Origin of the sequence: Vibrio profundum, assembly GCF_050337555.1 — a bacterium.
GTDB classification, from domain to species: domain Bacteria; phylum Pseudomonadota; class Gammaproteobacteria; order Enterobacterales; family Vibrionaceae; genus Vibrio; species Vibrio profundum.
Genome location: NZ_JAKJTA010000017.1, coordinates 61,071 through 85,479 on the forward strand (window position 1 = coordinate 61,071; position 24,409 = coordinate 85,479).

The 24,409-nt window shown below is 42.8% G+C and carries 24 protein-coding genes; 15 read left to right on the top strand and 9 right to left on the bottom strand.

Annotated elements, in window-relative coordinates:
* Window positions 1-9: 9 nt before the first annotated feature.
* Window positions 10-423, bottom strand: coding sequence for a hypothetical protein (locus tag L4C34_RS15800; RefSeq protein ID WP_428790313.1), 414 nt, complete (start codon window positions 421-423; stop codon window positions 10-12).
* A 107-nt stretch (window positions 424-530) separates the two neighbouring features.
* Window positions 531-1,010 carry a peptide-methionine (S)-S-oxide reductase gene (locus tag L4C34_RS15805; protein WP_428790314.1) on the bottom strand — a complete coding sequence of 160 codons (480 nt, stop codon included), beginning with the start codon at window positions 1,008-1,010 and terminating at the stop codon, window positions 531-533.
* A gap of 390 nt (window positions 1,011-1,400) precedes the next feature.
* On the opposite strand from L4C34_RS15805, the gene L4C34_RS15810 reads away from it, so the two are divergent.
* The 5 genes from L4C34_RS15810 to L4C34_RS15830 are packed head-to-tail and all read left to right on the top strand — an operon-like array spanning window position 1,401 to window position 5,373.
* A complete protein-coding gene (locus L4C34_RS15810) occupies window positions 1,401-2,108 on the top strand; it encodes an AzlC family ABC transporter permease (RefSeq protein ID WP_428790315.1) in 708 nt (235 codons plus the stop codon).
* A complete protein-coding gene (locus L4C34_RS15815) occupies window positions 2,105-2,431 on the top strand; it encodes a hypothetical protein (RefSeq protein WP_428790316.1) in 327 nt (108 codons plus the stop codon). Before L4C34_RS15810 ends, L4C34_RS15815 begins: the two co-directional genes overlap by 4 nt.
* Window positions 2,428-3,450, top strand: a complete 1,023-nt coding sequence (locus L4C34_RS15820) for a LeuA family protein (RefSeq protein ID WP_428790317.1) — start codon at window positions 2,428-2,430, stop codon at window positions 3,448-3,450. The genes L4C34_RS15815 and L4C34_RS15820 overlap by 4 nt, the downstream gene beginning before the upstream one ends.
* Before the next feature lie 13 nt (window positions 3,451-3,463).
* Window positions 3,464-4,345: a sugar phosphate isomerase/epimerase family protein gene (locus L4C34_RS15825; protein WP_428790318.1), complete on the top strand. Its 882-nt coding sequence runs from the start codon at window positions 3,464-3,466 to the stop codon at window positions 4,343-4,345.
* Between the two features lie 23 nt (window positions 4,346-4,368).
* Window positions 4,369-5,373 carry an FAD-binding oxidoreductase gene (locus L4C34_RS15830; protein WP_428790319.1) on the top strand — a complete coding sequence of 335 codons (1,005 nt, stop codon included), beginning with the start codon at window positions 4,369-4,371 and terminating at the stop codon, window positions 5,371-5,373.
* A 180-nt stretch (window positions 5,374-5,553) separates the two neighbouring features.
* Here the strand turns inward: L4C34_RS15830 and L4C34_RS15835 are convergent, their stop codons facing one another.
* A complete protein-coding gene (locus tag L4C34_RS15835) occupies window positions 5,554-6,435 on the bottom strand; it encodes a LysR substrate-binding domain-containing protein (protein WP_428790320.1) in 882 nt (293 codons plus the stop codon).
* 154 nt (window positions 6,436-6,589) lie between these two features.
* On the opposite strand from L4C34_RS15835, the gene L4C34_RS15840 reads away from it, so the two are divergent.
* Window positions 6,590-7,795 (top strand): MFS transporter, encoded by a 1,206-nt coding sequence (locus L4C34_RS15840; protein ID WP_428790321.1) that lies wholly within the window; start codon window positions 6,590-6,592, stop codon window positions 7,793-7,795.
* Window positions 7,796-7,934: 139 nt separating this feature from the next.
* Entirely contained in the window at window positions 7,935-8,717 is a 783-nt protein-coding gene (locus L4C34_RS15845; RefSeq protein WP_428790322.1) for a substrate-binding periplasmic protein, read from the top strand.
* 70 nt (window positions 8,718-8,787) lie between these two features.
* Here L4C34_RS15845 and L4C34_RS15850 read toward each other — a convergent pair whose 3' ends face one another.
* On the bottom strand, window positions 8,788-9,084 hold the full coding sequence (locus L4C34_RS15850) for a hypothetical protein (RefSeq protein ID WP_428790323.1): 297 nt from the start codon (window positions 9,082-9,084) through the stop codon (window positions 8,788-8,790).
* A 244-nt stretch (window positions 9,085-9,328) separates the two neighbouring features.
* Here L4C34_RS15850 and L4C34_RS15855 point away from each other — a divergent pair, with 244 nt between their 5' ends.
* Window positions 9,329-9,817 carry a hypothetical protein gene (locus tag L4C34_RS15855; protein WP_428790324.1) on the top strand — a complete coding sequence of 163 codons (489 nt, stop codon included), beginning with the start codon at window positions 9,329-9,331 and terminating at the stop codon, window positions 9,815-9,817.
* A gap of 495 nt (window positions 9,818-10,312) precedes the next feature.
* Window positions 10,313-10,600, top strand: a complete 288-nt coding sequence (locus L4C34_RS15860) for a hypothetical protein (protein ID WP_428790325.1) — start codon at window positions 10,313-10,315, stop codon at window positions 10,598-10,600.
* Between the two features lie 457 nt (window positions 10,601-11,057).
* On the opposite strand, the gene L4C34_RS15865 is transcribed toward L4C34_RS15860, so the two are convergent.
* Both L4C34_RS15865 and L4C34_RS15870 read right to left on the bottom strand, forming a co-directional pair.
* Entirely contained in the window at window positions 11,058-13,733 is a 2,676-nt protein-coding gene (locus tag L4C34_RS15865) for a GAF domain-containing hybrid sensor histidine kinase/response regulator (protein ID WP_428790326.1), read from the bottom strand.
* 40 nt (window positions 13,734-13,773) lie between these two features.
* Window positions 13,774-14,700, bottom strand: coding sequence for a 6-bladed beta-propeller (locus tag L4C34_RS15870; protein WP_428790327.1), 927 nt, complete (start codon window positions 14,698-14,700; stop codon window positions 13,774-13,776).
* A gap of 411 nt (window positions 14,701-15,111) precedes the next feature.
* Between L4C34_RS15870 and L4C34_RS15875 the strand changes: the two genes are divergently transcribed.
* Window positions 15,112-15,828, top strand: a complete 717-nt coding sequence (locus L4C34_RS15875; protein WP_428790328.1) for a substrate-binding periplasmic protein — start codon at window positions 15,112-15,114, stop codon at window positions 15,826-15,828.
* Window positions 15,829-15,896: 68 nt separating this feature from the next.
* Here L4C34_RS15875 and L4C34_RS15880 read toward each other — a convergent pair whose 3' ends face one another.
* Window positions 15,897-16,820 (bottom strand): LysR family transcriptional regulator, encoded by a 924-nt coding sequence (locus L4C34_RS15880; RefSeq protein ID WP_428790329.1) that lies wholly within the window; start codon window positions 16,818-16,820, stop codon window positions 15,897-15,899.
* 336 nt (window positions 16,821-17,156) lie between these two features.
* Between L4C34_RS15880 and L4C34_RS15885 the strand changes: the two genes are divergently transcribed.
* The 5 genes from L4C34_RS15885 to L4C34_RS15905 all read left to right on the top strand — a co-directional run bounded on the left by L4C34_RS15885 (window position 17,157) and on the right by L4C34_RS15905 (window position 23,526).
* Window positions 17,157-18,023, top strand: coding sequence for an HpcH/HpaI aldolase/citrate lyase family protein (locus L4C34_RS15885; RefSeq protein ID WP_428790330.1), 867 nt, complete (start codon window positions 17,157-17,159; stop codon window positions 18,021-18,023).
* A gap of 6 nt (window positions 18,024-18,029) precedes the next feature.
* Window positions 18,030-19,394 (top strand): acetyl-CoA hydrolase/transferase family protein, encoded by a 1,365-nt coding sequence (locus tag L4C34_RS15890; protein WP_428790331.1) that lies wholly within the window; start codon window positions 18,030-18,032, stop codon window positions 19,392-19,394.
* Between the two features lie 116 nt (window positions 19,395-19,510).
* Window positions 19,511-20,575 carry a hypothetical protein gene (locus L4C34_RS15895; protein ID WP_428790332.1) on the top strand — a complete coding sequence of 355 codons (1,065 nt, stop codon included), beginning with the start codon at window positions 19,511-19,513 and terminating at the stop codon, window positions 20,573-20,575.
* Between the two features lie 100 nt (window positions 20,576-20,675).
* Entirely contained in the window at window positions 20,676-22,421 is a 1,746-nt protein-coding gene (locus L4C34_RS15900) for an alpha-keto acid decarboxylase family protein (RefSeq protein WP_428790333.1), read from the top strand.
* A gap of 586 nt (window positions 22,422-23,007) precedes the next feature.
* A complete protein-coding gene (locus L4C34_RS15905) occupies window positions 23,008-23,526 on the top strand; it encodes a DUF3916 domain-containing protein (protein ID WP_428790334.1) in 519 nt (172 codons plus the stop codon).
* A 100-nt stretch (window positions 23,527-23,626) separates the two neighbouring features.
* On the opposite strand, the gene L4C34_RS15910 is transcribed toward L4C34_RS15905, so the two are convergent.
* Window positions 23,627-23,950, bottom strand: a complete 324-nt coding sequence (locus L4C34_RS15910; protein ID WP_428790335.1) for a low molecular weight protein tyrosine phosphatase family protein — start codon at window positions 23,948-23,950, stop codon at window positions 23,627-23,629.
* 174 nt (window positions 23,951-24,124) lie between these two features.
* Window positions 24,125-24,409 (bottom strand): transposase (locus tag L4C34_RS15915; protein WP_428789700.1); only part of this gene is annotated, 285 nt, incomplete at its 5' end.

Consider the following 24,409-nt stretch of genomic DNA (forward strand, 5'->3'; position numbering starts at 1 on the left):
TTGAGGAGTCTATTTGAGGCCTGAGAGGCGCTCATTAGACCAAAGTATAGCGGAGTCCACATCAGGGAAGAATTCGGGAGCAAATTCAGGGTGGTCGGGGGCCACATTGTTTTTAACGATAACCGATTTGGTTAGCATGTTTTGATCGGACACGAGAGCAAGTGCTATGAGGCCACTGTCCTGCATTGTGATGGAATATTTATTCCATGTTTTTAATGCGTCCGGTGTGGTTAATCCCCACTCGGTAATCGTACTGACCAGCGCCCAATTTTGATGGCTCATATTGGCGGCATGTTTGAGTATATCTTCGGCATAGTCTACAACGGTTTCTTCATTCCACGAGCCAGTACAGGCTGTAACTATGAGCTGATCTTGAGTGACAATTGTGTAGAATCCATGACGATTTCGCGTAGTTGATGACATTTCTCCCCCTCAAAATGTCGCTTCGATAGAAGAAATTGTAGTCCTTTATCTTGCGATCAGCCACGTGAGTGAGAGGAGGGAAGTGATACTTCAGTCAGGCTTTGTGGCTATTTTTTATTCTTATATTTGTGTAGAAGATCGATTGGGATGTGGCAGTAATCGTTGGGACGCAGTGTTAGCCTGTCTTGATGTTCCTCATCACTTTTGACGTAATTGGTTAGCGGTAATACTTCCACCGCAATGCAGTGGACATCTTTGCGTTGATTGATGAAACTTGATGCCAACGATAAATGAGCGTTGTTGGTGCTATAGACTCCAGTGCGGTATTTCTCACCGACATCAATACCTTGTTTATTTACGCTATAGGGGTCAATGATCTCAAAAAAGTAACCCATCAATTGATCCACGCTCACGATAGCAGAGTCGAACTGCACCAATACACATTCGGCATAGCCGTCGTATTTTGTGTGTGTGCTGTGCGTGCTGCCGTTAGCGCGGCCAACTTCCGTTGAAAGCACTCCAGGTAAATGACGCATGAACTCTTGAACGCCCCATAGGCAGCCCCCCGCAAAGTATATCTGTTCCATTTTATCTAATGCCTACTTTTTTGAATGTAGATATGTCTCTTTAACCGTGAATATATCAAATAAAGGCCTGTTTATTTATTTTTTTGTGGAGTCCTAAACAAACGCATAAGGGTCATCGTTTACATCCGGGAACGACCTGATATATGCAACCCAGTTGTTTTTTCGCCCCTAACGACGGGTTATAAAATATAAATTTATATGAAATGACACTAAATGACCAAAAAAATAGAACAAAAATAGATAGTTAGCGTCATAGCAAGGGTGAGGCAAACATAATAGTATGATGCGTTCTTAATTCGGCACAGAAACACTTAGCACCAAATTTTCGGTTCTATAGCGTCGTTATTCATCGTAACTCATTGCGATATTCACACAATTATGGAGGCAAAAATGGAGTTGAATGCATATTTTAAACGGGGGCTGAAGGATTCTGTCCCAATTATGATTTCATTTTTTTTTGTTTTTTCGGCTTTGGGGGCCTTGTATCACGAGCGAGGCTATCACTTTTTTGATACGGCGTTAGGTACGATCGCAATATTTGCCGGTCCCTTGCAGATCTCATTGGTTGATATTCTTGCTCGGGGGCAGGTGTTAACCGCCTTAGCTTTAACTGTGTTGGTTAACTTCAGGTTTTTGTTTATGGCAATGGTGGCCTCCCAGTACTTTAAGGGGGTATCAAAAGTAAAAGTTTTTTTGTCATTACAAATGTTTAGCGCCAGCACTTATGCAGTCAGCCACGCTCATTTTCAATCGGAGAAAGTGAACGATGGAGAATCTCAATTTCGCTACTTCTTAGGGGTAGCGGCCCCCAGTTATGGCGTGGCGGTATTAGCTACGATCATCGGGTACTTGGGTGTGAGTTATTTCAATTATTCCTCAGTCGCCCTGTTTGCCGCTATGGTCCTCCCGATTCACTTTACGGCATTGACGGCGAAGAACTCGAAAAAAGGTTTCACAGTTCTCGCCACCGTGTTAGGTGGAATTGGCGCCCCGATCTTAGTGAACCATAGTGAGTGGTTGATGGTGCTGGTGCCGGTTGCCTGTGGGGTTTCGCTCGCCGCATTCGAGACAAAAAGACAGAGTAAGGAGGCAGTATGATCACCACACTTTATGTTGCAATACTCAGCTATTTGTTAAAGGTCATCCCTTTCTCAACCAAATACTTTCAGAGTGATGGCACCGGCTTTATTGCCCGCTCAGTTGAATACGCCGTCTGTTTTATCATGGGGACCATCATTATCAATGTCGCGTTTGGCAACGAATCCGCTCGCCATTTAGCCGCAACTTTTGGATCAAAAGATTGGGTCATCCTCGCGACAATTTTCATTTCCTTTTTCGTTTGTAGGCGAACCGGTTCTATTTTGAAAAGCCTGCTGGTTTCAATGACTTTTTTTATAATCGCAATATGGGGGCAAGTATGAATCAAATACGATTTTTCGATACAACCATGAGAGACGGCGAACAAGGGATTGGTTGCCTGATGGACAACAATCAAAAGATACAGCTGCTGAAGCGCTTAGCTCGATTGGACATTGAGACCATTGAACTCGGGATGGTGACAGATTCGAACAGTCAGGCGTTGTTTGAGGAGGCGAGTGCGCTGGTTGGAAACACGACTATCGCCGCGTTATGCCGTCTTAAAACTCAGGATATTGTTACCACCACTAACGCGCTGAAACCTTATTCTCGTTCGATTATTAACTTATTATGTATTGGCTCAGAATTGCACCTGAAAAAGAAAATGCACATGAGTTTGTCGGATGCTCTGGCATTGCTGCGTCAGTCTATTGATGAAGTCCGAGATACGCAGTTTAGTGGTGGGATTTATGCCATCCTTGAAGATTCCACAAGAGGGAGTGACCGCCTTCTACGGGAAACCGTGGAGTGCCTGATCGAAAAAGGCGTCGATAATGTTTGCTTGGCGGACACGGTTGGCATACTGACGCCAACAGCCGCTAAATCTCTTTTTGAACAGTTCATCACTGAATATCCAGCCATCAACTTTTCAGCTCACTTTCACAATGATCTCGGGCTAGCGGTTGCCAATACGATTGCGGCGATAGAAGCAGGAGCGTCTCAAGTACAAGTGACTTTGGGAGGAGTGGGAGAGCGCTGTGGTAATGCTTCGTTCGAGGAAGTTGTTGCGATTTTAGAGTGTAGCCACTGCAAACAGAGCGTTGAGACCAGTGTGCATTTAAAAGACGTGATTGAAGTGTGTCAGCACTATTACGAGATTATCGGTCATACCCCTAATCCAAACAAGCCGCTGATAGGGTGTAATGCTTTTTCAACATGCGCTGGAATTCATCAAAGCGCCATTGAGCAATGCCCAGAAACATACGAATTTATTGACCCAGAAACCATAGGGTTACACCGCCAGTTTCATGTAAACCGCCTTTCCAGCAAAAAACTCATTCATACGGATAAAACCTCTCATTAAGTAAGGGTAGATTATGCAGCTTTCAACAAAAATCGGCTTTTCAACCAATATTTTCGATAATCCAGCTCAGATGAGTCATCTCGTTGCTGAGTTATCCAATACATATAAAGTGATCGAGATTGAATTTGAAAAGGAATTTCGGGATAAAATCGATGCCAGTGAGGAATATTGGCAAAGTCAGCGAGCAGAGCTGAATGAACTTCGCCATAAACGAGGACTGTATTTCTCAACTCACGCTCCTTACATTGGCGAAGAGACCGACATTTCAAATTCCGATGAAGTCATTCGTTTGTGTGCGGTGGACTATATGAAGCACTACGTGAACAAGGCGGCGGAGATCGGCGCCCAATTTATCACCGTGCACCCCGGTTACTTGGAGTTTGGTGCCGATGGCGTTGGAGAATTTGAGTTCACCCAGCTAGCTCGCTCTTTAGAGAGTCTTTCTGAGTTTGGATCCCAGTGTGGAGTCAAAATCTTGTTGGAAAATACAGGACCAGATCGAGAAAAATATATTGTACTTTCCGATCCGCAGCATGAAGATCTTTGTCAAAAAATGGGCGTACAACTCACGTTGGATTTGGTTCATTTTCATGCATTTTATTCCCATCACAGCGCGGAAGAGTATTTAGCGCATCTAAAACGTATATTGCCGAATGTTTGCAATGCTCATTTTAACGATGTCTTAAACGGCCAGCACGCTCATTTACCCTTAAATAAAGGCAATTTTCATTTTGATCAGATGCTGAAGTTCATGCAAGAAGAAGAGTATCGTGGCAATTTTATTATTGAAGAATCAGGGGGTGGCTTCGATCCTCATAGTTTTGTCGAAGCGGGAAAAACGTATATCGAATATTTGAACGCACATTCACCGCTGTCAGTCTCCAGTGTAGATTAGGAGCTTTCGAGGGAGGATAAATCATGAAATACAGTGTGTTGATTAAGCCCTCAGGTAAGGTATTCGATGTGGGCACAGAGCAATCAATATTGTCTGCAGCGCAGAGCGCTGGCGTTTCATTAAGGCACGGGTGTATGGCTGGCGCGTGTCGTTTATGCCGAACCAAGCTGTTGAAAGGCTGCGTAAAGTATCGGGACGGTATGTCGGTTTTTTTAACTCAAGAAGAGCTCAAAAGAAACTACTTTTTACCCTGTTGCTCTGTGGCAACCAGTGATATTGAGTGTCAGCAAGACGATTGGGGAGGAGAGGCTAGTGTAGATCGAGAAGGTGTGGTGTTACGCAGTAAAACACTCACTGGAGAAGTATTTATACTACGGTTTCAGCTATCTAAACGGTCAACTTTAAATCCAGTGCCAGGTCAGTATATTGAAGTTGAATGCGGCGAAGGTAGTACGCGTGCCTATTCGGTGGCGAATGTTCCTCAGCGTGATGGAGTATTGGAGTTGCACGTGAAGCGCCGAAGAGGGGGGTATTTCTCGGATAATTTATGTGACGCGATGCAGCCCGGGGATGTTTGGTGGATTCGTGGTCCGCGTGGCAAATTCTCTTTCCAAGAAAGCGAGCATCGGCCACTCCTGTTTATAGCGACAGGAACAGGTTTTTCGCCCATCAAATCGATATTGGAGTCGAATCAATTGAAAGAGGATCGAACGATTCAAGTCTATTGGGGAGGAAGAACCAAACAAGATTGGTATTTTGAAGATATCGTCGATCAATTGTCTGCGAGGTACGCTGATCTTCATTTTTCTCCGGTGTTATCTCGGCCCAGTAAGGAAGATAACTGGACAGGGCGCGTGGGGTACGTTCAAGATTGGATAGAATCGGACATTGAACATCTTGGCGATTATGATGTGTATGCCTGTGGATCAGGTGCAATGGTTAAACATACTTTTGAAGTCTTGACGAAGCAGTATGACCTGCCGCAATCACGTTTCCACTCAGATGCATTTTTCCCTAGTGGTACCTAGATTGAAAAACGCCGTAGCAGTTAGATATACGCTGAAATACCGTTTGGGTAGATATAGTCCCCATCTCATAGAGGTGAACAATCAGCGCTGAAATTTTTGCAACTTGGAGCCTGTCATGGCAGGGCATGACAGGCTCTAGATAAGAGTAAGTCGCGATGCGTGAAGAGAAAGTTATCAGCCTTACAGCGACAATTTGGGCTGAACAAAGTCGATAAAGGCCGAAATTCGTTTGGCAACTGAAGACGATTTGTAATAGACGGCATTAATTTGCTCTCTCCCCGTATCGGGAAGCTTTTCAGACTCAAGCAGCGCTACTAAGCGACCTTCTTCAATATCACTTTTCACCATAAATCCCGATAAACATGCGATACCATTGCCAGCCAAAGCTAACTGACGAACTGCTTCGCCATTACTCGAGGTTAAGGTGGGTGATAATGTATTGAAGCCTTTGAGTGGCCAGTGGTTCAGAACCTTAGAGCCTGACAAACCTATCGTTTCGTGCCGAGCCAAATCAGCGGTGAGTTCCGGCATCCCTCGGCGCGCAACATAATTGGGAGACGCAACAATATAGAGGCGGCTTATACCTAATGGGCGGGCATGTAAGGTCGAGTCAGTTAGTTTTCCGATACGAATAGCAAGATCAGTTTTTTTCTCAATCAGATTCACAAAGCCCTCGTTCGATGTTAGTTCCAGTTGGATGTCGGGGTAGGATGTATTGAACGATTGCACCAATGGAATCAACTGATGAAATACAAAGGGGCTTGCCGCATCGACACGTAACCGACCTTTTGGGCGTTCACCACGCGAGATAATTTCTTCTTCAGCCTGCTGAATCTGTAATAACCCGACTCGAATAGCATCAACGAATTGTCTTCCTTCATCCGTAAGATCTACACGGCGAGTGGTGCGATTGAATATTGACACCCCTAGCTGACTTTCAACTTTGCTTACCGCTCGGGACACTTTGGCGACTTGTATATCAAGTGCCTGAGCGGCTGCCGAGAAACCTCCACAGTCAACAACCGTTAATAAAATTTCCAAATCATCAGAGCGAGTCAACATCGCTTTACCTCGATAGGGATTAATAGCATCAATTGTTGCATTTATAACAAAAGTAAGTTGTAAGAAATACCATTTTTCACAATTATCAATTCACGCATAATGCCACTATCGAAACGAATAAGAGCGTTTCACTCAATCAATAGAGATAAACATTATGCCTTTAGCACTTCTTGCATTGACGCTCAGCGCCTTTGCTATCGGAACGACTGAATTTGTTATTGTTGGGCTGATCCCAACTATGTCCGCCGACCTACAAGTATCTTTGCCCTCTGCTGGGCTTCTAGTGAGTCTTTACGCACTTGGTGTCGCGATTGGCGCTCCGGTTTTAACGTTGTTGACTAGTTCGTGGAACCGTAAATATGTATTGCTTTCCGTTATGGCATTGTTTGTCGTTGGAAATTTGCTTGCTTGGCAAGCGCCAAGTTACCACACGCTGATTGTAGCTCGTATCCTTACTGGTCTTGCTCATGGTGTTTTCTTCTCAATTGGATCGACGATTGCAGCAGGGCTGGTCGCCAAAGAAAAAGCGGCAAGTGCCATCGCAATTATGTTTACTGGCTTAACCGTGGCCTTGGTAACGGGTGTGCCACTTGGCACTTACATTGGTCAATCCTTTGGTTGGCAGGCCACTTTCTTCATCGTGGCGATGTTAGGCATTGTAGCTTTGATTGGTAGTGCTTTCTTATTACCCAATCACTTGGAACAATCGTCCGCAACTAAACTGTCTTCGCAACTGAACGTATTGGTACAGCCTCGTTTACTATTGGTTTATGCGATTACAGCTCTGGGGTATGGCGGTACATTTGTCGTCTTTACTTTTCTAGCGCCTATTCTTGAGCAAATATCCGGCTTCGGCTCAAGAGCGATTAGCTTGATCATGCTGGCCTATGGTCTCTCCGTGACTGTTGGTAATATCTGGGGAGGAAAAATGGCTGACAAAGTGGGACCAATTAAAGCGCTCACGGTGGTCTTCTGTGGGCTGGCGACTGTATTGGTCGTATTTAACTTCACCGCCGTAAACTCAATAACCGCTGTTGCCACGATTCTAGTGTGGGGAGCATTTGCTTTCGGTAACGTCCCTAGTTTACAAATGTATGTGGTGAAGTTGGCTGAGAAACACACACCCGATGCCGTAGATGTTGCTTCGGGCCTAAACATCGCCGCATTTAACGTCGGTATTGCGCTGGGTTCTTGGGGGGGCGGAGTGATCGTAGCGAAGGCTGGCTTAATGCATACGCCATGGGTAGGCGCGGTGGTGGTTGTGTTCGCACTAGTATTAACTCGCTTAAGCGGTCGACTAGACAATCGAGCGCAAGTTCACGGCAATATTACACCTAGTTCATCCTCTTCCCTTAGATAATATCTATAAATAGCTCACATTGCGGGCGGCTGTCGGTAGCTACTGAAGTTAACTGTGGCTATCGACCAAGTTTGGCGCAACTAGCTAAACGTATTGCCGTCTCCTATTGTTAAAGTAACGGCGATGTTGGAGCCAAAAGATGCGTTTTTTACTACTGATACTCAGCATCATGTTATGTTTCGAGACCTTTTCTAAGCCACTCAAAATTGCGAGCTTATCATATCCTCCTTTTACCTATTTAGAGGGGAATCGTCCAACGGGAATCGCTGTTGATATCGTCTCTGAAATTATGTCTCGATTGGATATCGAGTATGAAATCATCATCTTACCATGGCCAAGAGTCCTTCTTAGTCTTCACTCAGGTGCAGTTGACGCAGTGTTTCCATTGCTAAAAAAATCAGAGCGTGAAGAATATACCACGTACCCTGATGTGCCTATTATTTATGAAAGTGTTGCCCTATTTGTGAATTACGATTCTGAGATTAACTATGAGGGTTCTCTCGCCTCTATAGCACAATACAAAATCTGCCAAGTACGAGGTTACAGCTTGGGAGACAAATGGGATAGTGCCATTAAAAATGGCGTCATATCCAATGTTGATTTGGCCAGCTCTTCAGAACTCAATCTCAAGAAGTTGCTATACCATCGATGTCAAATACTGGTGGACGAGGATGCTGTTGTACATTCCTTACTAAATAATCTTGGTTATTTGCCTGAAGATATTTCCGCTATTCACCATCTTACTCGCAATCCTAGTTACCTCGCTTTTGCTAAAACAGAACATGGAAAACAGTTAGCACAACAAGTGTCCCCATTGATTAAAAAAATGCGAAGAGACGGTACGATCCAGAAAATTGTCGAACGTTATCTAGGTAAAGGGGCTAAAAACTGGCCAGAACAATCTTCACCGACTAATCGGTAAACGGCGCGTACTGGATAGCCCAGTGATGAATAGTCTTGCGATAGACAAAAACGCCATACTCGGCCAGCAATCACTTAAGCATGGATACGCACTCTTCATATTCAGGGGTATTAGAAATGTCTATCCCCCAAAACTGCTGGGCAGCGTAATAGGAAAAATCCTTGTCAGGAGGCAAGCGTGATTTCCTCAACCGGTGAATAGAGGTATAACGCAATTTCATGTCTCGAAGTTCGGCCCCTGAAATATGTCGAGAATCTACGCAGATACGCGCTAGCCCCTCACGAGCATATAGATGGATATCGGCGATAGTTAAGCTTTGTGCGTAGCACACACTTGTAAACAATACTGATAAAAATATCACTCTCATGCTCGCACCCTTTTTCTTTCACAATATCGTAAGTGTAGACCTACCAATGAATTGAATGAGCGCTACATGTTTAGCTCTCGAAGACTAGTCGTAGGTAGGAGGAACATTTACGCAATCTGACGCAATACACGTTACCAAGCAATGGCTATGTCGTACTTTCACCATGATCCCAGTCGAGGGTCTACTACAGTTCGTACATTATCGGTACAATTAATATGCATATTGATTGTTATGAGGAAATGTGATGGTTTTCAAAACAGGTGGTAAGGTCATCGCCCCAGTAATTGGCGGATGGCTTATTGATAATGTGATGGAAAATTACGATGTCGCGATGAATACTCAAGGGCCGTATGATCCTAATGGTAAAACAAGGGTGGATGCGATATTAGCAACGAATCACTGTAAGTATGGCTCAGTCGGGTTTGGCGTAAACGGCAGTATTAAGATGATCTACGTTGGGATGAGAACCTTTGGAGAAGCTGAAATAGGTACTGTTTTCTGTAGCAGGCCAGTACAAAAAGTCCTCTATTCTAAGAGTATTTGGCCGAATCATCAAAACGTGGCGAACCAGGAGGTAGCTTACTGGAGAGCCGTTGCTCGCAACTCTAAGTATTGGGAAACATACATAGGAGCAAGTATAGCGACTTGTTTTAACCCTTGGGCTCGTATCCACATACAGTTGGCCATGGAAAAGCTTAGATGGAAACTTATCGATCCCAATAAATATATGTAGCATCTAAACAGAGCAGCTACGCTGAATTAGGATGGTGGGACGTGTATCACTATCTCTTGATACGCTTCGAAGAGGGTATATATACACACTAATACTGTGTATTAGTCTAAGTTCAATCTGTCAGATCCCAAACCACGATGTAATTAGATCTGACAGATTGCTCTAAGTGAGTTCTGCCCAAAACAGGACAGAGCAATAAACCGCCGAAAAATGAAGCCAAGATTAGCCAACTAAAAGCAACTCGAAACCGCGAGTAAAGCGCTCCTATCAAGCTCGGGCATACGCGGGTCGTTACGATATATCTCATGGTAAACAGCTTCCTGTGTCCTATCATCCCTTGAGTTTGACAATGCCTTTGGACAAGTGACCAGTTGGAGTCAACCAGAACGCCTTTGAGAAAATACGTGTTGGAGGAAACTAAGTTCTCACTCCTTGTCTTACTTTGAAGTGTGATCCAATCTAACTTTGAAATGCAATCCAATTAGGAGCTAAGGTATGAAGGCAAAACAGCATGAACAGCAATCAAAAGCAGCTCAAACTGAACATGGAGCAGCATTTCGTCCCCCCTTGCTTACCCGAATATTTCTAAGTAGGAGAACCGCCTCAGTAGCCGTGTTCTTTGGCGCGTTAGGAATGCTCGGCAATGCGTTGAAGCAAAATGGGCATCTAATGCAACTTTCAAATACGGAGGTTAACCTGATAGCACTAGTTTGTTTGATTTCTTTTATTTACGGGTTAACTACTTTAGCCAATTTCAAATGGTCTGGGGGACGAGAGCGTTAAGAGGTGGGGTTGGCTAATCGAGGTCTATCACATTTGGAAAATGAAGAGTTAAGTTTGGGACAGTCCCAGAAGAAACGAACAATGCTCTCACTGTTGATTGTCGCGTAACTTTCGACCACGATATTGGCTATAATCATCGAGGGTTAAAGCGCCCACAATGTTCATTCGGCTACGGCTTCCCGTTGTTATGGAGCCACTTATTCATACCAGCTGCTGTATAACTGATATCAAATGCTCCCTTTACATAGGAAGCCACTTGATGGGGAGGGTGGTATAGGTGTTCTGAAAGGTGGTCGATAATCGTCATTATCTGAGCAACGGGAGGTGGCTATTTCCCCCACCATTTTCAGGCTTCAGCTTTTTAAAAATCAACAACCATCAATGGCCATGGGTATAGTCGCTGAGTAAAAGTTATACTTAGAATATAGGTAAGGAAATAGAACTTAATCGACGGTATCTAAGAACTGATATCTTTTTCTTTTTGGTTACCATGCGCCCAAAGACTAACTTTATCACGGACTATGTGCTTATCTAGTGGTTTACTAATATAGTCATCCATACCTGCGAGTAAGCATTTCTCTCTGTCTCCTTCCATCGCATTAGCAGTCATAGCAATAATAGGAATACCAGCATAATGCTTATTACTACTGCGAATCATGTGAGCCGCTGTATAACCATCCATGACGGGCATTTGGCAATCCATAAAAACAAGGTCATAGGGTAATTTATCTAACATAGAAATGGCTTCTTGGCCATTCTCAGCGAAGTCGGCGGCCACACCTATATTTTTTAGCATTATCTTCACTACGAGTGCGTTGACGGCGTTATCTTCAACCACCAATACGACACGCCGCTTTCCTTCAAATTCCGGAATCCCATTGGCTTCCGGTTCACTAAATAATATGTCCTTTGTTTTACATTTTCTCGATATATTTGGATTTTCATTCCATATCTCAACGATTGCATCCATCAAACTTGAAGGCTTGATCGGGTTAGATAACAAAATGTTATCTTTGTAATCAGTGTTACTTTTATTAAGCCGATGTTCTACAGGTGAGGGTAGGAGTATTATCGAACGTTTGATTTTACCACTAATATGTAGGTTTTTATATAACAAATCCAGAACGTGCCTTTCATTAAATAATTCATCAATAATTAATACATTAAAAACCTCTTGTTGACACTTATCAATAGCCTGATTAACGTCAGTGTAATGGTGGCATTCTATATCCCAACTGCCAATTTGTGTGAGAAGCATATGCTTACGGACTTCATTGCTATCAATCATTAATAACTTTATGTTACTCAAACACTCTAACGGATGCAGTTGTTCGTTTTCTTTCTCTGGTAGAGTTAAATTGAAATAAAATTCAGATCCCACCCCTAACTGGCTATTAACATTTAGCTCCCCACCCATTAAAGCTACCAATTTACTGCTAATCGCTAACCCTAAACCAGTTCCTCCAAACTCTCTGGTCGTTGAAGAGTCAGCCTGTTGAAAGTGAACGAAAATTCCATCTATATGCTCTTTAGAAATACCAACTCCAGTATCTTCAATACAGAATCTAATTGCATCATCACTTTTGTCGCTACAAGAATGAAGTTCAACCTTAAGTTTAATATTTCCTTTTTTCGTGAACTTTATCGCATTGCCAATCAGATTAATCAACACTTGACGTATTCTTCCGGAATCACCAATAACTAACCTTGGTACTCTTGGGTCCATATACATGTGTAGCTCAATGCTTTTATCTCTTGCCAAATGGAATAGCTGTTCAATGATACTTTCAGACAACATTAACAAGTCAAATGAAGTTTCCTCCAATTCAATTTTACCTGCTTCTATTTTAGAAAAATCGAGGATATCATTGATAATATTAAGCAAAGAGCTTGAGCTTTGATTGATTGTCTGCAAGTACTCCCTTTGCATAGAGTTTAACCCTGTATCCTCTAATGCCTGCAACATACCCAAAATTCCATTCATAGGAGTACGTATTTCATGACTCATAGAAGCTAAAAACTCGGACTTGGATTTTGTTGCTTGTTGCGCTGATCTTAGTAATACTTCCAAATTTGATTGGTACTGGGCTCTACGGATTGTGATAGATAGAGCAGACAAACACTCGTCTAAAAGTAATTTCTGGAATCCATTTAGAGGAGTCATTAAGATGAGTTCTATGACTCCTAACGTTTCATTATGTTCTATAACAGGCACGGCAAGTAGGCAGCGGGCTTCTATATGGTCTATTTTTGAGACATTAGCTGACTGTTGTAATTCTATCGGCATCTGTTGTTTTGCAGCCAAACCAACCGGGCCTTCCCCCATAGAAAAGCTGACACTTTTGTCACCTTGATACGCATAAGATTGTGTTAAAAATAAAAACTCATCTTCTAACGTATAGTATGCCCCCGTAGCAATATTTAATTCTGGAGCCAAAAACTCCAATGTGTACGTTGCCGCCTCTTCAACAGAATTAGTTTGGTGTAAATTGTTAGTTAGATGTCTAACTGTATTTTGAATTTTATTGTTCTGAATGCTCTCCGCGGAGCGTAATGCTTTTTCAGCATCAAACTTAATACGTTTAAAGTTTTTGTATACTATAATGGTGCATAATAAAAGTGCTACTGATAGGATTGATATAGCGGACATTACTCCTACCAATAATACCTTTAGAGATGATTGTACTATGTCAACTTTACCTAAAGTGTTTAATTGTTCTGTTACCTGAGAAAACTTACCCCCAGATTCATTTGTGATTCTCTTACTTTCATCAAGAAGAACCTTCAATTTTTTTATTTTGTTTAAAAGTAACTCACCAGACAATAGGTAAGAGTTTTCACTTTGACTTGAAAGGGAGGATTTCTTGACTTCTTTCAGATATTTCCGTTGCATTACATAAATTAAATTAGCGTCTTTTTTTGCAACCCGGAGCGACATGTTAATTTTCTTCTGCTCATCCCATATTGGAGAAAGATAGTCTTGCGAGTACTTTATCTCACTGGACACGATCCTCATTATTTTAAAGTCTTTGTATAGATGATAACCAATAAAAGCCGCACTAAGGAAACCCATTATACTCAATAAAGCCATAATTTTTACAATAGAGAATCCATTGAGAGTTTTAAAGTCCATATATCACCCAAAACCTTAAAGTTGAAAGTTTAAAGTTTAACTAATGTACAGGTGCAAACACTTGAATCCTATTATTACCAGTGTCAGCAGCGAATACGTATCCTCTTTCATCAACTAATAACCCATGAAGGTTATTGAATTCTCCTTTACCTTTTCCGTAGTTACCCCAATAGGCTAGCAGATTCATATCCTTATCAAATACTTGTATTCTATTGTTATGATCTTCACTTATATAAATATTATCTTTTCCATCAATTGCGAGTCCTACGGGTTTGTCAAACTCTCCTGGCTGCTTTCCTTTAACACCAAATTCTTTCACTAGTTTGCCATCTGAGGAAAACACCATAATTCGGTCATTGCCTAAATCTACGACATAAATATCACCTGTCGAAGAAGATTTTGCGGCTTGTGGCGAATCTAGGCCAAGATCTTCACCTATAATAAACTTAAACGTTCCATCGAGACCAAATACATCCACGCGGTTATTACCAGCATCAGCCATATAAAGTTGATTGTTGTAAATTGTCATGAATTCAGATTCCATATTCTCACCTGGATCGACACCAAAATCACTAAATGTCTGAAGATGATGATAATTTTTGTCGAACTTTTGTATATAACCACTGGAATAATCAGCGACATAAATGTTCCCTAAATCATCAACAGCAATGCCTTCGGGCTTCTCAAATTTATCTTTATCCGCGACAAAACTATGTATAAATTCTCCAGTTTTTCTATTAAATATTTGCACATTGGCATTTAATGCATCGGTAACAAGAAGGTGACCAGAAGCAGAGATGGCAAAATCTTCAACATATCGAAATTGCCCGGGGCCAGAGCCTTCTTCACCAATGGTCATCACATGTTGATATGTGATCAAGTTTCCAGCCACATTGGTAGGAGAATTGGCAAAAGCGTTGGAAGCCAATATGAAGATGGTACTGATTATTATCGTAATTCTTTTCATTGTTTTCCTTCCCTAGCTAAGGGCAATTTAATTTACGTTACTGATACAACATCCACACACCGACAATAGGACACAGGGTTCATATCAGTATAGGCGGTGATAATTAAACAACCAGTTTTTTAGGTAAGGGGCAATGAAATTATTGCCACCGTATTTAAACCTACCATTAGATTAGAAAAACTCTCTGATGACTCTAGGCGTAGGTAGGGCTTTGCTCTTTATATAAGATTCAGAGATAAGGTAGTGGCATAATCTAAAATAACGCCATCTTAAGCCTTTGGATCAGCATAGCTGCCCATACTCCCCAATTCTAATTGTTTAGTACAAGCCAAGTGGTCGATGTTGCCTTTGATTGAAATCTATTTAGCGCTTGCCTAGACTTTTAGTGAGTACCCATTGAGGGGATTAGGTATGCGACATTGGTTTGTGATCGCTGGGTGTTTTTTCTGTTTTTCAACTGGCGTATTTGGGCAGGCTTTACGTATCGCAACGATAGAGCTAGCACCTGCGGGTTATATAGAAAATGGCAAAGTGACGGGCATTTATTATGACATCGCCAATGAAATCGCCGAGCGAGCTAATTTAGATTATGTTAATGCCCTTAAGCCCTATGTACGTACGGTTCACGAATTGAAAAGTGGTAAAACTGATGTTTCTATTGTGCTGTATAATCCAGTTTTGCTGGGCAAAGCGACACCGTTGGCCCCAGTTTTTAAGATTGAGACCCTCGCCATTGGCAGAAAAGGGGTAAATATTAAAAGTCTCAATGAGTTGAAAGGGAAGAAGGTGGGCGTAATACGAGGGTCAAACTTTGTAAAACCCGAACTTATGCAGGGAATCGAAATCTTTAGTGTAAAGGACAACCAGCAGGCGATGAGAATGCTCCACGCCGGGCGGTTAGATGCGTTTATTGGTGTGAATATCGGTGTCTATTACTCCATGAATAAGTTTGGCTATGCACGCAGCGAGTTTGGCATTCCTTACGTGGCCAATTCCCAAAGTACTTTTCTTTATGTATCAGATAAGTTTACCGATAAACAATCACTCAAGGCGTTAAAAGCAGCTGTAGAGCAAATGAGCCAAGACGGAACCATACAAAAAATAACCGAGAAATATATTGGTCAGTAAGTTGATAGGTATCACTAGGGTGTTACTTTAATTGGTGCGATTACGCACTCGCCTTTTTTGAACCCCAACTAAATCTTATGTATTTGGCTATCACTTGGGACGGTCAATAGATGTTCGATTACAGCCTTTACTCTTGGGCTCTGTGAGCTTTCTTTTGTATAAACGATGTAAGAGTCCTGATCTTCGCCCAAAGTGCTCCAGCTATATTGGACTAACAGCCTTCTCAATAGTCCTTGGCGGACATCGTGTTCTGCTTGCGCTCTTGGGACGACACATACCCCTCCGCCATTCAGGCAGGCTTTGTACCCCACACTCGTACTGCCATAAGTGAACCACGCTCTAGAGGTATCAAACGTTTCTACTTCTTGTTTATCTCTGTGTTTGAAGCTCCAAGTTGCATGCTTGTTCGCGCGTTTTAGGCCCAAAATATCATGGTGTTGTAGACCTTCAGGTGTGTCCAGTGGTGCTTTGTTTTTTAAGTAGTCTGGGCTGGCAATAAGCCAAAATTCTGGATAGTGAAAAGGGCGCATAATCAACGAGGAATCTTTAGGCTTGGTAATACAAATATAGATATCGTGTTCCGCTAAGTAAGGATCGACGAAACCCGATTCTACCGTTGTTGAAACGCTGAGCTTAGGCCATTTTTGGTGCAGTTTGGGCAGCGTAGGGGCGATATAATTATCACATATCCAATGTGGCGCACTGATTTTAACGAGTCCACTGATTTCTTGATGCCGATTAAACACCGCGTTTTCCATCAAGTCTATTTGAGAGCAAATGTCTAACCCCCTCTCGTAAACAATTCTTCCTTCCTCCGTTAGAGAGCGCTTTCTTGTGTGGCGTATAAAAAGAGGTGAACCGAGATCTTTTTCCAATTGTTGGATGTGTCTTGAAACGGTTGATGTGGCACAATTTAATTGGTCGGCGGCAGCAGAGAATCCACCGCATTCAACGACAGAAATAAGGTAGGGTAGCGACTCTATCGATAGCATGTTCGTCTCTTATAGTGCTCATGTCGTATTTATATATAACTAAAATACCATCAAGATGCGAATTGTAACGCGCAAGATAAGACCCCTGTGTCTGTTCAAGTGATATCCCTTTTTTGCCCCAAGTGGTTTGGCACAGTCTTCTTCCCGTCGAGACAAGTGATTCTTATGTGTTAACTTGTTCTTCGTATAAGCCATTGATAATAAATTGATATATTGATTGTTGCGAAAGTTGCAATCGATTTTTTCCAATCCCCTGTGTTTAAAAACCCTCCCCAGAAATAAATTAGTAAGCGTCCGTTAAGACCTAATTTAATCTCTTATCTAGTGGGGTTCACAATGAAAATATTAAGACCCGAGTTATGCAAATCGCTGTTATTCACACCGGCCAATCGCCCAGAGCGGTTTGAAAAGTCAGGTTCGAATAAAAACGTTCAGATGGTGGTATTAGATTTAGAAGACGCAGTGTCACTTCGATATAAAGATCAAGCGAGAGAAGTATTGATCGACTATTTACAACGCAATCCATCGATTCCCTCCGATCACCCGATGATCACTGCAGTTCGCATCAATGCAATCAGCACTCACGCTGGATTAAAAGACATAATTTGTCTCGTTCGCGAAAAAGTCGTGCCTGATGTGGTGTTTTTGCCAAAGGTACAAAATGTTCAAGAAATTGAGCTCTACGCCCAGCTTATGAATCAAGGAAACGAAGACCACGTTCAGTTTATCGCCGCCATAGAAACTGCAGTCGGGCTGGAAAATGCCCATCAAATTGCCGCTCACCCAGATGTTGTCGCCATCGGGTTTGGTGGCGCAGATTTAGCTGCAGATTTAGGGGTCGAGCTTACCTTTGACAATACCCACGTATACCGAGCACGAGTCGTTCAAGCGGCCAAATACGCGGGTATTGCCGCTTGGGATGTCCCTTACCTAGATTTTCGCGATGAAGAAGGGCTGATTGAAGAAACTCGTCGAATTAAAGCCATGGGATTCAATGCAAAAATTGCGATTCACCCTGCTCAATTGGGTCCGATTAACCAAGCTTTTATTCCTTCTGAAGAGGAAGTTAACGAAGCAAAAGAAATTCTCATTACGTTTAAACAAGCGAACGGTTCAGCCTGCCAATACAAAGGGAAAATGCTCGATATCCCTGTTGTGAAAAGAAGCCAAGACATTCTCGAAAAAGTCGGATGTGAATACTAGGAGCCTATGATGAATCAACTAAATACCAACACAACACGTGCACAAGAGCTGTATCAATCCAAACTTATGTCTGCTGATCAAGCCGTCGAACAGTTTTTACCCGATGCTCACTTTGTCACCTTTGGCTGCTATGCAGGCACACCTGTTGCAGTGAGCAAGGCTTATGCAGAAGCGGCAAAGAAAGGCTTGTTTACACACCCAATCGAAACGTATTTATTTCGCAGTTCAGCTCAGGTCGTGAGTTTTTTTAATGACCCAGAGGTGCTGAAAACTATCCATCTCCAACTACCATTCATGGGCGGTGAAATCGGTACCTTGTTGAAGACTGCAAGAAACCATCTTGGTAAAGTTCAATATCCTGAATATATTCCTGGCCACTTCAGCCATATGGAGTCTGGATTCTTGACCCAACAGGGCGATCCTGATGTTCATATGCTGCAAGTCTCTTCGATGGATGAGCACGGATATTTCAGCTTTGGTCTAGATGGCAGTTTTTCTATCCCTGCTGCGAGACGTGCAAAACGTATTATTATCGAAGTGAACGAAAAAATGCCGCGCACGTTCGGTGATGGAATCATTCATGTTAGCGATGTGGATGCCATTGTCGAGCACACCAGTGATCTCTTGATTTTGCCTAACAAGCCAGCCAAAGAGACAGATCACGCCATTGCTGAGCACATCATTAACTACATTGTCGATGGCGCTTGTATTCAGCTTGGTATTGGGGGAGTACCTGATGCGGTTGGTCAATGTCTCCTAGATAAAAATGATTTAGGTATTCACACCGAGCTTTTGTGCAGTTCTCAAATTGACCTAATTAAAAACGGCAATGTTACCAATAAATACAAAAACTTGCACCGCCACCACACGGTATTCAACGTGGCGATGCTTCCAAGCCAAGAATACTACGATGTGCTCGACAACAACCCTTCCATGCTGTGTTACCCCGCTTCATACGTTAATGATGCGAGTGTGATTGAGAAAATCGACAACATGATTTCGATCAATTCATTTGTTGAAATCGATCTGTTCGGGCAGGTGGCCTCTGAATCTGTTGCTTGGAAGCAAATTACCGGTACGGGTGGGCAAGTAGATTTCGTGCGCGGGGCAAGTGGCTCGCGTGGAGGAAAAAGCTTCTTGGCCGCGGCATCGACTGCAAAAGGAGGGCAACTATCCAAAATTGTTCCAAGACTCAACAACATCGTCACGACAGCAAGAACGGATGTTCAACACGTCGTCACCGAATTTGGCTGCGCCAATTTAGCGGGGATGTCTAATAGCCAACGTGCGAAAACACTCATCAGCCTCGCACACCCAAGCTTCAGAGAAGAATTAACCGAGCAAGCCAAAACTATGGGGTTAATTAAATAAGGCCAATTAAATAGGGTTAATTAAATAGAGTTTCGTTAAGCAAGAGTTTAGCTCAATAAGGGCCGGTTAAATTAAGGGTTCGTTAAATAAAGGTTTAGTCAAATAAGGGGTCAGCCATGTTCAGTGCATACGCAAAAATTAAAGAAAACACTTACCGCGAAACATTCGGATTAGATTTTGAACAGTTTGAAAAAGGACAAGTATTTCGCCATCGTCCGGGTATTACCATCAGCCAACAAGACAACGTCGATGAAGCCACCGACACCATGAATTCTGCTCAGCTTCATTATGATGCCCACTACGCGTCACAAACCGAATGGGAGCAATGCTTGGGCGTCAGTACGATGACGTTACAAAAAGTGATCGGTAGCAGTTGGAAAACGTTTGCTCGTAAAGACCGCATTATAGAGTTCACCAATATCGCAATGACACGACCGGTTTTTGGCGGAGACACATTATACGGCGAAAGCGAAATCCTATCCGTGGACAATTTGGACAACGCCGAGTGTGGTTTAGTGACGGTTCAAACTCGCGGTATCAATCAACGCGGTGAGGTTGTGACTAAGATCAATTACCAAATCAGAATTTATAAACAAGGCCAGCATCCTTACTATGGCCAATCAGCGCTAGATTGCGCTCTAACGAATGAAAAATTCTCAGCTTACAAGCTGGAAGAAGACGGAGCGCTGAAAGAAACCGTCGGCATTTATTTTGAGGATTTATTACCTGGTGAAGTGTATCAACATGCGGCGTACAAAATAGTTCGTCCTGAAGAAGCCGTTGAACATGCACAACGCTCGATGGAGTGGAACCCAAAATACGTTGACCCAACTTACTACAATGAATTTTTCCCCGAGCAAGGCGAAAATGGACATTGTCCTGTACCAGAAGCGTACTGGATGGGGGCAATGACGGCGTGCACAACGAGAGCCCTTGGTAGAGTTGTTGCGAATTTAGCTTGGACTGATATGAAATTAAACCGCGAACTTTTCCCCGGAGAGAAGCTGACGGTGACTTCCGAAATCGTAGATAAAAGAGAATCCAACTCACGCCCCGATCAAGGCATTGTCACGGTGATTACTCGCGCTTTTGACCGAGATTCTAACGTTGTGCTGTCTTTCAATCGCACTTTGCTTGTTTACCGCACTGGTAAAGGTCCTTACGACAAAGCGGGTTACTAACGCGATTAGCGCTAGCAAGCTTTCCGAATCTTGAAATCCTCTCATAAAGCAAGTGCATCGGTCACCGATCCAGCGGCACTTGCCAAAAAGGTAACTGATTATGAATAACGAAATAACCGTCATTGAATATGTACTTGGTCAAATTAAAGAGCTTGGAATTACGGATGCTTTTGGCGTACCCGGTGATTTTGTTTACCCGGTGTGTGATGCCATCATGGATGACCCGCAGTTACGCTGGATTGGATGCTCGAATGAGCTCAATGCCAGTTACGCTGCAGATGGATATGCACGTACTAGAGGGGCCAGTGTGTTGGTCACCACTTATGGTGCGGGGGAATTGTGTACGTTTGGTGGGCTTGCAGGGGCTCATGCCGAAAACTCAAAAGTGATCGCGTTAGCGGGTATGCCTAGCCTTACAGAGCAAGACGGCATCACACGTTATCATCATATGGTTGGTGACTCTTCTCCTCGCTATGATGTGTTTGTCGATATGATTCGACCTCTCACCGCTGGTGAAGATAGCGCTGTCGTCATCACTCCAGAAAATTGTGTTTATGAAACCCAGCGAGTGTTAGCGGCATTGAAATATTACTCAAAGCCTGTGTATATGGCATTTCCTCGCGATGTGCCAAATTCTCCAGTGATGTTTCCACAACATGAATTGGAGATCCCACTCCAGTACCCAACAAGCGATCCAGCAGCGTTAGAAAAGGTCGTTGAGGACATATATGCGCGGTTAAGTAACGCCAAGCAAAGTTGCGTATTACCCGGTTATTCGCTGCGTAGGTATAATGCCGTGGACATCGCGTTGTCGTTTGTTGAGAAAGCGGGTCTGCCTTTTGCTGAAACCAATCAAGATAGAGGAGTTTTCTCGATGCAGCACCCTAACTATATAGGAAGTTACAACGGGCACTGGGCTGGCTGGTCGGATTCTGCCGTCACCCAGTGGGTAGAGGACTGTGACTGTATTGTTGCTTTTGCCACCGAAAATCATGACTTTAATAATGGTTTCCATACCTTACGCTTCGATCGCAGCGGGTTTATCAAAATCAACCCACACTCTACCACCATCGGACAACAAGTGTATAACAATGTCGTGATGAATGAGGTACTTACAGCCTTGAATGAGAAAATCTCGCATAAACTTGTTGAGAAATGTCCGAGTTTAAATGCAGGGGAGGTGGCAATAGGGGTGCCAAGTGGAATCTTAGATGATGTCATAGATTACGAACCACTTTATGAAAGGCTACAAGAATTCATAAAAGAAGGAGATATTGTCGTCTCTGATACAGCAATGGCTTCGATGTGTTTTTCTGCCCGTGTCGAACTGCCTAATCATGTTGAACATGAAGCACAGCTATCATGGGGTGCGATTGGTTGGGGCACGCCTGCGATATTAGGTAACTGTATTGCAGAGCCTGACAAGCGCTGCGTGATTATTTGTGGTGAAGGCGGTCATCAGATGACAGCGACTGAACTCGGTACATTTGAAAGGTATGGAGCCACTCCGATTTTTATCGTAGTTAACAATGGCGGATATTTAGCTGAAAGGGTGACCAATCGTTTTCCTGACGAGGACTACAACGACATCCCAACTTGGAATTTTGCTAACTTACCCAATCAACTGGGCTGCAATTGGTACACTCGACAAGTCACCACAATAGGTGAACTTGAGTCCGCTCTATGTGAGGCAGGTGATGCTAAGACAGGGGTTTATATTGAAGTTGTTGTGCCATCAGACCGGATACCAAAAGGCTGTGATTTTTTATTCAACGCCACGGGCAAGCAATTTGAGCAACCAGATCGAAATTGGAATACGAGAAAAAGCACCAGTCATCGTCTGTGACATGTAACCTACTTTAATACGGCACCTTGAGCTTCACCGCATCACGGAAATAACATGATGCGGTGAGCATGCTTTCCCTAGGCCTCAACAACAACTTACGCGAACTGTTTCTACGTTTTCAACGAGCCACGAATTGAGGGTTTCTCGTGTGAGTGAATTATTTACTTTTTAAGACACTGCAAATTAATAAGTTTATGTTGGCGGACACTAAACCTTAGAACTTTCACCTCGTGAGAGCTAGCTTGAAAAACACCGCTTATGTTGAATATTGACAGCTCAATCGTAACGATCTGACTCTAATGATAGAAATAATTGTTGGACAGAACATGTTTACGATCTGCGTTCAGTATATGTAACTTCGTATTAGTGTAAATATGGCAAAGGGGGGTGCTGTCTCCGATTGAGTTCGAAATTTCCTTTAGAAAAATACCTATTCTATTATGCTAGTGCAGCTGTTAGCATTTTGAGGCGGGCTAGCGCCCTTACTAGAGAGAATTGGACATAGTATGTGCTGAGCGATTTTACGTGAGGAAGAGCAGAGATATGTTGAATAACCGTAATCTAAGTATTATAAAACGAGAAAAAAATGTGTAGATTAAGCTTTGATGGATCTAAAAAGAAAATTCGAAACCCGGAAAGGCATCTTAGGTCACTGAGAAAGTGGGCTAAAAAATTCGAGAGCTATTATCCAGAGAGAACTGCTAGTAGTTATCATAAGTTTAAAATTTGGACATTTGGCAGGCTGATAGAGAGTCCTAATTCGCAGCTTGAATGGAAAAAAGAAGTTATTTTTCAGCTTCTTCGTGCAGCTGAATACTTGAAAGAAGCTAAGCCTGATAACGAACAAGGTAAGTCATGGGTAGCTGTTTTGCTTTCTTACCCTAACCTTAGCTCTAGCGAAGTAACTGTATTCTTTGATAAAGAATACTTAAATGGCTTTATCCCTTCTGAGCAAAATGAAACATCACTCTTAAAAAAGTTTGGGATTTCATTGCCAAGCAATTTCACCGAAGCCGGATATATTTCCAAATGGGATTATATAGATGAACACGGAAGTGCAATTGAATGCATTGAGGAGCAATGCACCATCTATGAAAATACCTGAAAATGGAAGGTTTGGCACGTAAACGAAGTCCAGCTCCCAAAGTTGTTTGCTGCCTTAACTTGTATTGTGTTTATAAAATTATTTTGCTTAATTATGCTGGTTAGCGCAAAAGCCTCGGTACTTTCGATTGAAGTATCTCTATTAGTTTTTTATCCATATATTCATAATCATCTGGAATATCTAACGAGATTACGTTTTGACCTTTAACTGCTTGGCCAAACTTACTACTCAGTTTCTTTTGATGGGCTTTTTCCATAACCAAGATAACATCAGCCCACTCAATGTCTTCTACACTCACGTGAACTTCAGCATCATTGCTAATACCAGCTGAATACACTTCCCAGTCCTCTACGTTACTGAAGGTTGCTTCAGCTGTTGGACTTCTCAGCTTATTCTTGCTGCATAGGAACAATACTTTTTTCATTTACTCTCCAAAAATTCTAAAAAAACGGCGAGATGCTCCCATGGGAAGAGTCAACATATGACATTTAGTATAGCAAATCATCGATGTGATTTACCAAAACCGTTCGAAATACGACTGAGTCTGGAAGGGCGTTTTAACTCAGCTATTCGGATAACCTCAGGGGCTCTTCTCCGCTTAAGTGAGCTTGATATTTGGATAAAAGGTTGAATGAGTGTCAGGTACGGATGTTTGTCTGATCTTCAGTTTGAAGTAATCTATATCTCTGATGCCTCGGGCTCTTCTTCTGAGTAAACCTATAGAAACATTCCCAGCTTCAACCCGAGCATTCGTTAGCTTATATTTTGCATAGTTACAGATACCGACTCTTCTATCCCATAAAGCATCAGCAAAGTTACATAGGGAGAGAACTCGTGTTGATTTCGCTAGACGACACCATCCTTTGAGTGCTTGTGTCATGGT